We start from the raw sequence: 13,335 nt of genomic DNA, 5'->3' as shown, positions 1-13,335 counted from the left end.
GTACTGACCGTGTAGGGGCGGTGCATGCACCGCCCCTACAACCGCACCGCACAATTCGGGTGTCCGCAGTGGGCGCGCGTGCACCCACCGCCCCCCTTGATCCATCGGATGATCATAAAGGCCGTAATGAGAAATTTCTTCCTGGCACTCGTGCTGTGCGCTTTCGTAGCGCCGGCGCCCGCGCAGAACACCAAAGAGAACGCCGATTTCAAGCTTGCGATCAATCTGTACAACGACAAGTTGTACGACCTCGCCCAGGAGCAGCTCAAACAGTTCGTCGCGGCCTATCCCACGACCTCCCAGAGCGTCGAGGCCAGGTTCTACCTCGGCCTCACGCAGTTGCAGCTGAAGGAATATGAGGATGCAAGTATCACCTTTCAGACGTTCGCCCTCACCTACCAGGACAATCCCCGCGCACCCGAAGCATGGTGGAACGTGGGCGAGGCGCACGCAGCACTCGGCTCTCTGAAAGAGGCCGCACTCGCCTTCGAGCGCGTCAAGGTCTTCCACCCGCGCAGCAAGAATGCCCCGGATGCGCTCCTGCGTGCGGCGAAACTCTTCACCCAGACAGGCGAGCGCGACAATGCGCGCCGCACCCTGCGCGTGATCCTGCAGGAATACCCGACCAGCGGCGCGGTGAACTCCGCCCGTACCCTGCTCGGACAGATCTATTTCGAAGAAGGCAACCTCGACCTTGCCAGCAATGAACTCAAGCGCGTCATCGAAGGCGACCCCTCCGCCGATGCCCGCGCACAGGCCCTGCTGATCCTCGCGAACATCCATCAGGAGATGGGCCGGTTCGACCAGGCAAAGAGCGCGTACCAGGAGATCATCACCGCCTACAAGACCCCCTCGGCCGTGCAGGGCGCACATCTGCACCTTGCACGACTGCTCACCGCCAGCGGCGCCTATCCCGAGGCCATCGACAATCTGAAGCGCGCGCTCGGGCAATCCAAGGGCGCCGATTCCACGCAGACGAAGGACGCACTCTTCGCCCTTGGCGAGGCATACCTCGCCGCGGACGACATGCAGAATGCATCTTCCACTTTTTCGCGATTCGTCGATACGTACACACGGGACGAACGGATCCCGGATGCCCTGATGCAGCTGGCCTATGCGGCATCGAGGACCAAAGACCATGCCCGGAGCAATGACGCCTCCACGCGCCTGCTCAAACTCAATGCCCCCGAACCCCTGCGGCGCGAGGCCCTCCTGCGCCTCGCACGCAACGCACGCGAGGCCGGCCAGGCGGCATCCGCCGTCCAGCACTACACACGCTACACCGAACTGTTCCCCGATGCGGTGAACACACCCGCCGTGCTCTTCGAGACCGCGCGCGTGATCGAGTCCGACCAGCGGGACCTGCGCCGCGCCGGCGCGCTGTACGAGGTCATCACCACGCGCCATGCGCGCTCACCATTCGGCGATGATGCCGCTATGGGCGCGGCCCGATGCTACGAGGGACTGAAGGAGTACAGCCGCTCGCTGGAACTCTATCGCACGTTCATCACGATGTATCCGGCCTCCGATCTCCGCGGCGATGCGGAGGAGCGCATCCGCATGATCGAGGCATTCGAGGCGAAGGACAAGGATGCCGGACTGGAGAAGCTCGCGCTGCTGGTCGGCGATGTGGTGCAGGGTCAGGACCGTTCCGGTCTCGCGCGGCGTCTGGCGGAGATCTCCTTCCACCAACTCAAGAACTATCAGGCCGCGGCGGCGCAATTCGGCTCGGCGATCGAAGGCGGACTGCAACCGGCCGACCTGGTGAACGCGATGTTTCTCCGCGCACGGGCACTGGAACTGTTGAGCTGGCGGTCCCCCGAGCACCGCGCTCCGGCGATCGAAACGTACCGCGCCTATCTCACCCGGTTCCCCACCGATAGCAGGAACCAGGATGCGCTGCTCTCCCTCTTTGAACTGAGCGCGACTTCGGCCGCAAGCGCACAGCAGGCGGAAACTCTGGTCCTGTCCATCGACCCGCAGACCAAACACCGGCCGGCGATGGACCTTCGCACCGCGGCGCTGCTCGAGAACGCCGACAGCACCGCAGCGGCCCTGACGTTGTATGCAGCCATCACCCGCCAGTCACCCGGAGACCCGGCCGCCGAAGAAGCGGGATTCGCCCGCATGCGTCTGCTGCTGAAAGCGGGACTCACCGATTCCGCCGTCGCCGTCGGCACACCGCTGCTCGCCGCATTTCCGAACGGGCGGCACAGCGCCGTGATCATCGCGAACCTCGGACAGTTGGCGCAGAAGCGTGGACAGGCACTGCGTGCCGTGGAGCTGCTGGACCGGCTCATCGAAGAATTCCCGTACACCAATGCCGCTGCTGCCGCACAAGGCGATCTCGCCGACGCCTGTCTGGCCTCCGGCAACACTGCGCGCGCGATCGCGATGTACACGGCATTGCTGAGCAATGAAGGCGCACTCCCCGCGCGCGGCACCGCTCCCGACCCCGACATTCTGCTCGCCCTCGGCAAAGCACTCGCACAGGGCGGCGACGTCCGTGGCGCGAAACCGCGCCTGTTCTCCCTGCTCGCACGGGAGCAGAAGGGCCCCCGGGCCGCCGAGGCACTCACCACACTGGGGATGATCTACCGGAATGAAGGGTCCACGGACCTCGCCACATCCTATTTCCGCCAGGCATCCGCCGCCTCGCCGGCCACCGCGACATCGCGCGAGATCGCAGATATCCTCTTCGACAGCGGAGAATACACCGACGCGCTGCGCCAGTACACCGCGCTCGCAGCGGCGGGGAAGGACAAGAACGAACAGCGCGGGCTCGCGGCCCGCATCGTCGTCACGAACCTGAGGCTCAACGCGTTCAATCCGGCGGACAGGGACATTGCGGCGTTCCGCGCCGCGTATCCGGACAACGACACGGAGATGGCCGAGTTCGAATTGGAGCGCGGCAACGCCTTCTTCCGCCAGAAGGATTATGTGCGCGCATTGAAGTCGTTCCAGAACGTGACATCGTCGTACGAAGAAACGCCCTCGGCTCCGACGGCCATGTTCTGGATCGGCAAGGTCCACGAAGCCACCAACAAGCCGCAGGAAGCGCTCACGCAGTTCGAGAAACTCATGAAAGAGCATCCCGATGCTCCCATCATGCAGAAGGTCCACTTCGCGCTCGGCAACATCCAGTATCAGGCCGAAAAGTGGGACGAGGCCATCCGGAACTACCGCATGGTCACGGACAACCCGAATGCGGACCCGGCACTGCTGCCGTATGCCATCAACAACCTGATCGAGACCTATGAGATCGCCGGCATCTTCGATGCCGCACTCACCCTGACGAGACGGTACCTCGAACTGTATCCCAACGCCGATGATGCCTTCGACAAGCGGATCAAGATCGGCATCCTCTATCAACGCCTCGGCTACTACGACCAATCGGTGCTCCACCTCCAGACCCTCCTCGAAGAGGCTGGCTCCGATCTCGAGGGCGAGATCCGCTACTACATCGGCGAGGCCAATTTCGGCAAAGGCGACTATCAACAGGCTATCCTGGATTTCCTGAAGGTCCCGTATCTCGTGACCAAGAAGGGAAAGGTCGACTGGACCGCGACCTCGCTGTACATGAGCGGACAGGCGTATGAGAAGATGGGGCGGTCCGACCAGGCACTGACGATGTACAAGCAGATCATCGACCGCCCGGGGATCGACGAGACGTTCAAAGCGGCGGCGAGGAAAGAGATCGACCGGGTGCATGCGGTATTGAAGAAGACCAAGTGAGTATCCGGACGTCCCTGAGGAGAAGCCCAGAGCAACGAATCACGGCGGGGATATGCGTGCGACGGATCGGTGAGAAGGACGCAAAGACACGATGACGGCATTCGATAGCGATGAATTGTTGAAGAGGTTCCTGGAAAGCACCATCGGTGCGGACACGGACCTGCCGGCGGCACGCCTGGCGACCGCCCCCGTTCCTGCCGGGGTGAAGGCCTATCTGCGTGCGCACCTCCGGGAACGGCTCAGCGAAGAACTCAACCGGGCACCCTCCTTCAACCGCGTGCGCGCACTCTCGCCCTCCGCAGCACGCCTGCAGCACCTCTTCATCGAGCAGGCAGCGGATTCCTATGTGTATCCGCGCGGTGAATTCCAGGCAGACCTCGAGAACGCGGTACACTTCACGGAGAATTACGTCTGCCGCCCGCGCTGGACACTCTCCAGCTTCCTCTTCCACACCAGGGATGTCATCCCGACCGCGGAGTTGTTCGCAAAGCTGGAGTATGTGACCGATTACATCTATCTCCCGCAACTCCTGCGCAAGACTCTTGCGGCAAAGGGGCAGCAGGAGATCGACCGGGCCACCTGTACCGCGTTGATACGCCGGATCGATGCCGCGGTCACCAGGGAACATGCCCCGCGCGAGCTTGCAGCACTGGCGAAGCCACTCTTCGACTTTTTCAGCGCCGGCGACCAGGACGGCGCGCAGGAGATCGCCCTCCGGCCCGTCCTCCTGTTCTTCGATGACAAGGAAATGATCGGGGTGAAGGAGTACATCACGGGGATCTACCATCTTCGCAACCGTGAGACCATCACGCTCGCCGACCTTGCTGCGCTTTGCGACGATTTCCTCGGTGTAAAGGATGAAGCTCCTCCGGCCAATGAGACGGAACTGGTGGTGAGCGCACCCGCCTCTGACCCCGTCGCGAGGCCGGAGCTGACCGGCGACCCGGTGCCTGCGGATCCTGCGCCCGGCCAGAGTGACAACGCCCCCCCGGCATCTCTCCCTGAACCTGTGTACGAACTGCCGGCACAGATCCGGCTGTCGTGGCGTAGAGGGTCCCAGAGACCCCTTGGCGTCGCTGCGGGCTGAGTGCCGATGACGGTCCGGCAGGGGTGCAGGTGGCCGCACCTTCCGCTGGATCCGATCCCGACGGCGCACACACCGGTGATCCCGAAGAGGCTCAGGCCGCAGAAGAGTCCGCAGCGCCAGCGATGACCGGCGGCCCGGGAGAAGCAGCCAGAGAACTGTCGATCGGTGATCCCGGCATGGATATCGAAGCCCCCGCGGCCAGGATACTCCCCTTCCCGGCGCCGACCTTCGAACCGGAACCCGAAGAGCAACTGGAACTGCCGCTGGCGTCACCACCACCGGCGTCCCTCCCGGATCTGACCCTGGTCATCACGCCGGAGCAGAGAAAACGTTTCATCACGGTGTTATGCGATCGGGATGCGCAGTTCTACGACCTGATGATCGCACGGCTGAATCAGATAGGCTCGTGGCAGGAGGCGACCGGCTACGTGCGCGAGATCTTTGAGATCAACGCCATCGATCCCTTCCAGGACGAAGCGATCGCATTCATCGATATCATCCAACAACGCTTTGCAACGGGAACAGGACCTGCCGCGTGAAATTCGTTGACCTTGTACAGATCCAGGTGCGTGCCGGCGACGGCGGCTCGGGGATCATCAGCTTCCGCCGGGAAAAATTCATCCCTAAGGGCGGACCGGACGGCGGGAGCGGTGGGCGTGGCGGATCTGTGATCCTGCGCGCCAATCGTCACATGACCACCTTGCTGGATTTTCAGTACCGCCACAAGTATACCGCGGCCGAAGGTGCCCATGGCGAAGGAGCACAACGCACGGGGCGCAGCGGCGAAGACATCTATATCGAAGTGCCCGAAGGGACCCTCGCACGGGACACTGCCACCCAGGAGATCGTTGCCGATCTGCTCAAGCATGGCGACGAGTTCGTCGTTGCCCGCGGCGGGCGGGGCGGACGCGGCAACTGCGAGTTCGCCACATCGGTGGACCAGGCACCGCGCCGGTATGAACAGGGCGAGCCGGGTGAAGAACGCGAGCTCGAGCTCGAACTGAAGCTCCTCGCCGATGTCGGCCTCGTCGGACTCCCCAATGCGGGGAAGTCCACACTCATCTCCGTGATCTCCGCAGCACGGCCCAAGATCGCCGACTACCCGTTCACCACCCTGGTGCCGAACCTCGGCATCGTGCGTGTGGATGAAGGGAAGAGTTTCGTCGTTGCCGACATTCCCGGATTGATCGCAGGCGCACATCAGGGGAAAGGGCTCGGCCTCCAGTTCCTCCGGCATATCGAACGGACACGCGTTCTCGTGTACCTGCTGGATGCAACACGCGCGTCGCTCAAGGAGGATCTCGAGATCCTGACGAACGAACTGGGTAAGTACGACGCGACACTTCTCAAGCGGAAGTCCGTCGTCGTCATCACCAAGATCGACGCCATGGATGATGAGACACTCGGACTCCTGAAAAAGGAAGCCTTCGGCCGGAAAAAGGTCACGGCGATCTCTGCCGTGGCAGGGACCGGTGTGCGCGGCCTTGTGGAAGAGCTCTGGCACGCGCTCCACCCACGCGAGAAACGCGCGCCGCGCACGACAACGACACCACACCCGGCCCGCTCGGCCCGCAAGACCCGTCAGGCAGCAACAAAGAAAATGAAGAAGCGGAAATGAAACAGCTCCTTCCGGACCGGCGCTCACCGCTCACGCCACGCCGGCTGACGATCATTCTCGGGATCCTCACGGTGTTCCTTGCCGCGGCATCGTTGCTCGCACTCTCCGTGGGGAGCGTTGCGGTCCCCTTCCGCGCGGTGATCGGTTCGTGCACGGGGCTTTTCCCCGTGGACAGCATGGAGCGGCTCATCATCATCGACATCCGGCTGCCGCGTGTCCTCCTTGCATTCCTGGTCGGCGCAGGACTCTCGGTCGCTGGCGCCGTACTGCAGGCCCTCCTCCGTAATCCGCTCGCGGAGCCCTACATCCTTGGCATCTCCAGTGGCGGGACGATGGGCACGATCCTGGCGATCGCCCTGGCGTCGGGGATAGGACACTTCGTCGCTCCCGCGGCATCATTCGCGGGCTCGGCACTGGTGATGGTCCTCGTGTATGCGCTCGCGCACCGGCGCGGACAGATCGAGCCTTACACGCTCCTTCTTGCCGGTGTCATGGTCGGCGCGTTCTTCAACGCACTCGTCCTTCTCACCGTTGCGATGTTCAATCAGGAATTGCGCAATGCGTTCCTGTGGCTCATGGGGAACCTCAGCGGGGCAAGCATGGAGACCCTGCTCATCGCCGGCCCCCTCACGTTGCTGGCAACCGCCCCCGCATTCATGTACTCCCGTCAGTACAATCTGATCGCCACCGGCGATGAGACCGCGTTGCAGCTCGGCGTGGATGTGCGCGCCCTCCGCCGGCGCTCCTACGCCATCGCCTCGGTCATTACCGGCGCGGTGGTATCGGTGAGCGGGGTCGTCGGGTTTGTCGGGCTCATCATCCCCCATGTCACGCGGATGATCTTTGGCCCGGACCACCGGCTGTTGCTGCCGGCCTCATTCCTGCTGGGTGGCACGTTCCTGATCCTCGCCGATACGCTTGCGCGGACGATCATCGCCCCGGCCGAGATCCCCGTCGGAGCTGTTACGGCAGTGATCGGAGCTCCCGTGTTCATCTACCTCCTCCGCAGACGGTGACCCTCATACTCACGTAGGGGCGGTGCATGCACCGCCCCTACACGGACATTCTTTTCATCCTTCCTTTTTGCCCGCCTTTTGCGTATTTTCCACCCAAGAGGTTTTCTTCCAAAAGCGCTCCATCCCGGGAAGTATGGCCGTTCTTACGGTTGACAACGTTTCGTTCAGCTACGTCGCGGGCATCCCGACGCTGCGTAACGTGTCCCTCGCGGTCCACCGCGGGGAATTCCTGACCCTCGTTGGTCCGAACGGGTCCGGCAAATCCACACTTCTCAAGATCCTCGACCGGATCTTCCTCCCTGACGAAGGCAGCATTGCCCTCGACGGCACCTCCCTGGCAACATTCACCCGCGCGAACATTGCACGGAAGATGGCCTATGTGCCGCAGGACCGTGAAGGGGTGTTCCCGTTCACCGTCGAAGAGATCGTTCTGATGGGACGCGCGCCGCATACCGCGGGGGTGGTGTTCGAAGGCGAAGGCGACCGGGAGATCGCACGGAAGATGATGGGACTGACCGACATCGGCCATCTGGCTTCGCACCCCGTGACCAATCTCTCGGGAGGCGAACGCCAGCGTGCGTTCATTGCCCGCGCACTTGCCCAGCAACCCGAGGTGCTGCTGCTCGACGAGCCGACCGCCCACCTGGATATCGCCCACCAGGTCGATATCTTCCGGCTCCTCCGGAGCCTGAGCGGGGACACCGGACTGACTGTTGTATCCGTGACCCACGATCTGAATCTCGCCGCGATGTACAGCGACCGCATTGCCATGTTGCAGTGCGGTACCATCGCCGCGGCAGGCACGCCCTCCGAGGTGCTGACCGTGGACCGTATCCGTGATGTATTCCGCGCGGAGGTCGTTGTGGACCTGCATCCTGCAGCCACCGCACCCCGCGTGACCGTACTGCGCTAAGAAAGGACTGTTGGAAGGTGAGACGTCGCATCATTCGAGAGAAGGTCGTTCAGGCACTGTATGCCCACGAGATCGCAGGGGACCCGCTGGAGCATGTGTTCGCATGCGTGCTGACGGGCCTCGAGGACAACAAGGCCGCGCATGAATTCGCCAAGAACCTTGTCACACAGACGGTGAAGCACAGTGCGGACATCGATACGATCATCAAGGCGCGCGTCGCGAACTGGGACTTCAAACGCATCGCGATCCTGGACCGCCTTATCCTGCGCATGGGCATCTGCGAACTCCTCTACTTCCGGGAGATCCCGCCGAAAGTGACCATGAACGAGGCGATCGAACTCGCCAAGCTCTTCAGCACGGAACGGAGCGGACAGTTCGTGAACGGCGTCCTGGATGCCGTCCTGAACGACATCAAGAACGTCGGGCCCGAACAACTTGGCGACGGGGCCGTCACCAAGGCCGGACGCGGACTCTACGAAGGCGATACTGCCGAACGTCCATCCAAGACACGGAAGCCTGCGCCGTGAGGGAGCCGGCTCTCGTGCGGTCGTTCAGGAAACGGTCCCGCATCATCGGCTGGACGGTCTTCGATTTCGGCAACACCGCATTCTCCGTCATCATCGTCACCGTCATCTTTCCGCGGTACTTCATCGGCCAGATCGCCGGTGGCCAACGCTGGCTCTGGGGCCTCGCCGTAAGCCTCTCCATGGCCATCGCCGCCCTGCTCGCCCCCCCGCTGGGCGCCGCCGCGGATTTCTCCCGTAACCGGAAGCGCTTCCTCCTCCTGTTCACGCTCGCTGCGGTCGTCTGCACGGCTCTCCTCTCTCTCACGGGCCCGGGCATGATCGTCACGGCGATGGTGCTGTTCATCATCGCGAATGTCGGGTTCGAAGGCGGCATCGTGTTCTACGATTCCTTCCTTCCCGGCATCACCACACGCAAGAGCTACGGACGGGTCTCGGGATACGGGTACGCCATGGGCTACCTTGGCTCCCTCGCAATACTCGTCATCACGAGCATTCTCCTCCCCGGATCCGACGACCCCGGCTACCTGGACGCTGTACGCTCCACGTTCCTGCTCGCCGCCGCGTTCTTTTTCGTCTTCTCGTTGCCACTGTTCTTTGTGGTGCCGGAACCGCCTCTGGCCGGGCCGCCGCCGCCATCACTGTACCGTGCCGGGATCCAGCGGGCAGGCAGCACCTTCCGCGCACTGTTCATCGAACGCAAGCATCCCGCCCTCGCCCGTTTTCTCATCGCGTTCTTCATCTATAATGACGGCATCCTGACGGTCGTCGCGTTTGCGGCGGTCTTCGCGCAGCAGGTGCTGGCCATGTCGGACACCGAGATCATCGGGTTCTTCGCCGTGGTGCAGACCAGTGCCGTGGTGGGATCCATCGTCTTCGGCGTCATCACCGATAAGATCGGCCCGAAGCGGACGATCGCGATCACCCTGGTCATCTGGATAGCCATCGTCATCGGTGCGTACTTCGTGCAAACTTCGGCACAATTCTATGCCGTCGCCCTCGGCGCAGGGGTCGCCATGGGCTCATCCCAATCCGCCAGCAGAAGTCTGATGGCGCTCCTGACACCGCGGACCCGTGAGGCCGAGTTCTTCGGTTTCTTTGACGGGCTCTGCGGAAAGGCCTCGGCAGTGATAGGCCCACTGATGTTCGGCATCATGGCCGACCTCACAGGGGAACGCGTGGCGGCACTCTCGGTAGGGATCTTCTTCGTGGCAGGTCTGTGGCTCCTCCGTGGCGTACGGGAGGTGTAGTGACGCAACGGGGCAAAGGCCGCACAGGGGGCTCGAGGGCATCGCGGCCACTGCATCGCCCCATTTCCGGGCATTCTTTGCGCCTCGGCGTTCTTGCCCCCCATGGATACTTTTCCTAAATTGAGACCATGTCAGTATTCTTCATTTCCGACGTACATCTGGGGCTGGGCGACCGGCAGGCGGAGCGGGAAAAAGAAGACCGCTTGTTGTCGTTCCTGTATGGGGTTCTTCCGCAGGCCGGGGAACTGTGTGTCCTCGGCGACCTCTTCGATTTCTGGTTCGAATACCGGACCGTGATACCGAAGGGCTTCCACCGCACGCTCACAGCCCTGCAGGCATTCACCGACCGTGGCATCCCCGTCCATTATGTGGCCGGGAACCATGACTTCTGGATGGGGGATTTCTTCCCTACCGAACTCGGCGTGAAACTCTACCTCGACCCCTGCGAGCTTGTTCTCGACGGGAAGAAGGTGTTCCTCCATCATGGCGATGGGCTGGCAACGCGGGACCTTGGCTACCGGCTGATCAAGCCGGTGCTCCGGAACCGCATGGCGATCCGGGCGTATCGATGGCTGCACCCGGACCTCGGGGTATCCCTCGCGAGGGGATCGTCGCGCACGAGCCGGACGTACACATCGCACAAGGACTTCGGCGAAGAAGAAGGATTGCTCGCCTTCGCCACACAGAAGATCGCTGCCGGCAGTGACATCGTGGTGATGGGCCACCGGCATCAGCCGCACATCGAGCAGGTCGGCGCAGGCACGTACGTCAACCTCGGCGACTGGATCACGCATCACACGTATGCCGTTCTGAAGAACGGCACGATAACGCTTGAAACCTGGAACGGCAGCTAGGACGGCACAGGATGGGTAAGAAACGATCGGGGCCATTGTCCCCGGAAGACATGGACCGCTACTTCAACGATCCCGAGTTCCGGCGCCAGCGCGGGAACAAGACGCCTGCCGCTACGCCGCGCCGCTGGCTCCGCTCGCTCCTGATCTTCGGGCTTCCCGCAGCGATCATCCTCGGCGTGTACACCTGGTATCTGTTCTCCGGACTCCCCGGCCTCGAGAAGATCGAGAACCCGCGCCCGGAGCTCTCCACGCGCGTCTTCTCCGCTGACGGCGAAGTGCTGGACCAGTTCTTCATCAAGAACCGGTCGCAGGTCGCGCTGAAGGACATCCCGATCACCGTCCAGAACGCGCTCATCGCCACCGAGGACAAGGACTACTACAGTCACTGGGGCGTCGATGCGATCCGCTTCATCAAGGCGATGATCAAGAACGCCCTCACGCTCTTCCGCCGTCCGGAAGGCGCGAGTACCATCACCCAGCAGCTCGCACGCAACCTGTATCTCGGACACGACGACAAGAACGCATTCGACACGGTGACCCGCAAGATCCGCGAGTTCATCACGTCCATCCAGCTCGAGCGGAATTTCACGAAGGAAGAGATCCTCGAGTTCTATCTGAACGTGGTCTATTTCGGACGTGGCTCGTACGGCATCGCATCGGCTTCCCAGCAATATTTCGGGAAGACCGTTCAGGAACTCACGCTGCCGGAAACGGCGATGCTCATCGCCCTGGTCAAAGGCCCCGCGTACTACGATCCGACGCGGCACCCGGAACGCGCGGTCGGTCGGCGGAATGTCGTCCTCGGACAGATGCTGAAATACGACTACATCACAGAAGAGGAAGCGGAACGGGCGAAGGCGGTCCCGATCCAGCTCAAGGCCACCGACGAATTCGCACGCGCGGGGATCGCGCCGCATTTCGTGGAGTACATCCGCCAGCAGCTTTCCGAGAAGGCCGAGAAGTACGGCTTCGACATCTACCGCGACGGCATCTCGGTGTACACCACGCTCGACAGCCGGATGCAACGCCATGCCAACCATGCGGTGGAAGAGCATCTGGCGATCTACCAGGGCCTGTTCGACAAGGAATGGAACTGGTCACGCGAACGTGAGGCACTCAGCTTCGTCATCGACCAGTCCATACGCACGTCGGGCATGTACCGCAACGCCGGCACTGCGCGCGAACGCGACAGCGTCTATCAGGCACTCAAAGTGGACCGCCCCTGGCTGGATTCCATGATGCACGTCGCGCAACAGATCGAGATCGGATTCGTGGCGATCGACCCGACGTCCGGGGGCATCATCGCGATGGTGGGTGGCGCCAACTTCAAGCAATTCAAGTACGGACTCAACCACGTCACCCAGATCCGCAGGCAGGTCGGTTCGGCATTCAAGCCGTTCGTGTATACCGTCGCCATCGACAACGGGTACCCGCCGACCTTCGAGTTGCTGAATCAGCCCGTCACGATCTTCATGCCCGACGGCAAGCGGTGGACCCCCTCGAATTCGGACATGACCTTCAGCGGCAAGAGCACCATCCGCGAAGCCATCCGGATGTCCCTCAACCTCGTTGCCGTCCGCGCGGTCCAGTCCATTGCCCCGATCAACAAGGTGATCGATTACGCAAAACGCATGGGGATCACATCGCCCTTGCCGCCGTATGAATCGCTCGCGCTCGGCGCCGGTGAGGTGTCGCCCCTGGAAATGGCTGCCGCATTCGGCGTGTACCCGAACCATGGTGTCTACGTCGAGCCGTCGTCGATCCTCCGCATCGAGGACAAGGACGGGAACATCATCGAAGAGAATTTCCCCATGCAGCGGGAAGTGCTGAGCGAAGAGACCGCATTCCTGATGACCTCGATGCTCGAAGGTGTGGTGAACGGCGGTACCGGGAGCCACGTGCGCGACTACTTCCAGCTCCCTGCAGCCGGGAAGACCGGCACGACGTCGGAATTCGCCGATGCCTGGTTCGTCGGTTTCACGCCGCAGATCAGCGCATCGGTGTGGGTCGGCTTCGACAACAAGAGCGTGCGCTTCAAAACGTGGGATGGGCAGGGCGGCCGCGCCGCGGCCCCGGTCTGGGGACGCTTCATGAAGTACGTGTACGAGGACCCGGACATCGCGATGCCGCTCCAATACTTCGAGCGGCCTGCGGGGGTGCTGCAGGAGACCATCTGCACCGAGACGAAGAAGCTTGCGACACAGTATTGCCCCTCAACTACGACCGAATTCTTCACCACGAAGACGCTTCCCGGCCGGTGCGACAAGCATACCACGTCGAAATGGAAAGAGGGGGAAGAGGGGCAGGGGACGATCAGTTTCTAAGCAATAAAAAGAGA

Annotated in this window: 10 protein-coding genes; all 10 read left to right on the top strand. The window is 62.5% G+C overall.

What is annotated here, in order from left to right:
• The first annotated feature begins 126 nt into the window (after positions 1–126).
• The 10 genes from IPI01_04035 (at position 127) to IPI01_03990 (ending at position 13,321) form a co-directional block, all read left to right on the top strand.
• On the top strand, positions 127–3,735 hold the full coding sequence (locus IPI01_04035; GenBank protein ID MBK7256978.1) for a tetratricopeptide repeat protein: 3,609 nt from the start codon (positions 127–129) through the stop codon (positions 3,733–3,735).
• 91 nt (positions 3,736–3,826) lie between these two features.
• Complete coding sequence (locus IPI01_04030) at positions 3,827–4,822, top strand: hypothetical protein (protein ID MBK7256977.1); 996 nt, start codon at positions 3,827–3,829, stop codon at positions 4,820–4,822.
• A 29-nt stretch (positions 4,823–4,851) separates the two neighbouring features.
• Positions 4,852–5,361: a hypothetical protein gene (locus IPI01_04025; protein MBK7256976.1), complete on the top strand. Its 510-nt coding sequence runs from the start codon at positions 4,852–4,854 to the stop codon at positions 5,359–5,361.
• Positions 5,358–6,440, top strand: coding sequence for a GTPase ObgE (gene obgE, locus IPI01_04020; protein MBK7256975.1), 1,083 nt, complete (start codon positions 5,358–5,360; stop codon positions 6,438–6,440). Before IPI01_04025 ends, obgE begins: the two co-directional genes overlap by 4 nt.
• Positions 6,437–7,456, top strand: coding sequence for an iron ABC transporter permease (locus IPI01_04015; protein ID MBK7256974.1), 1,020 nt, complete (start codon positions 6,437–6,439; stop codon positions 7,454–7,456). The genes obgE and IPI01_04015 overlap by 4 nt, the downstream gene beginning before the upstream one ends.
• Before the next feature lie 133 nt (positions 7,457–7,589).
• Positions 7,590–8,369 (top strand): ABC transporter ATP-binding protein, encoded by a 780-nt coding sequence (locus tag IPI01_04010; protein ID MBK7256973.1) that lies wholly within the window; start codon positions 7,590–7,592, stop codon positions 8,367–8,369.
• A 17-nt stretch (positions 8,370–8,386) separates the two neighbouring features.
• Complete coding sequence (nusB, locus tag IPI01_04005; GenBank protein MBK7256972.1) at positions 8,387–8,896, top strand: transcription antitermination factor NusB; 510 nt, start codon at positions 8,387–8,389, stop codon at positions 8,894–8,896.
• Positions 8,893–10,143 carry an MFS transporter gene (locus IPI01_04000; GenBank protein ID MBK7256971.1) on the top strand — a complete coding sequence of 417 codons (1,251 nt, stop codon included), beginning with the start codon at positions 8,893–8,895 and terminating at the stop codon, positions 10,141–10,143. Before nusB ends, IPI01_04000 begins: the two co-directional genes overlap by 4 nt.
• Positions 10,144–10,271: 128 nt before the next feature.
• Complete coding sequence (locus tag IPI01_03995; protein ID MBK7256970.1) at positions 10,272–10,997, top strand: UDP-2,3-diacylglucosamine diphosphatase; 726 nt, start codon at positions 10,272–10,274, stop codon at positions 10,995–10,997.
• An 11-nt stretch (positions 10,998–11,008) separates the two neighbouring features.
• Positions 11,009–13,321 (top strand): PBP1A family penicillin-binding protein, encoded by a 2,313-nt coding sequence (locus IPI01_03990; GenBank protein ID MBK7256969.1) that lies wholly within the window; start codon positions 11,009–11,011, stop codon positions 13,319–13,321.
• The last annotated feature ends 14 nt before the right edge of the window (positions 13,322–13,335 follow it).

The organism is Ignavibacteriota bacterium (assembly GCA_016707525.1).
Classification (GTDB): Bacteria; Bacteroidota; Ignavibacteria; order UBA10030; family UBA6906; genus JAGDMK01.
Note: the sequence above shows the minus strand (reverse complement) of the source record. Positions and strands in the feature narration are given on the sequence as shown.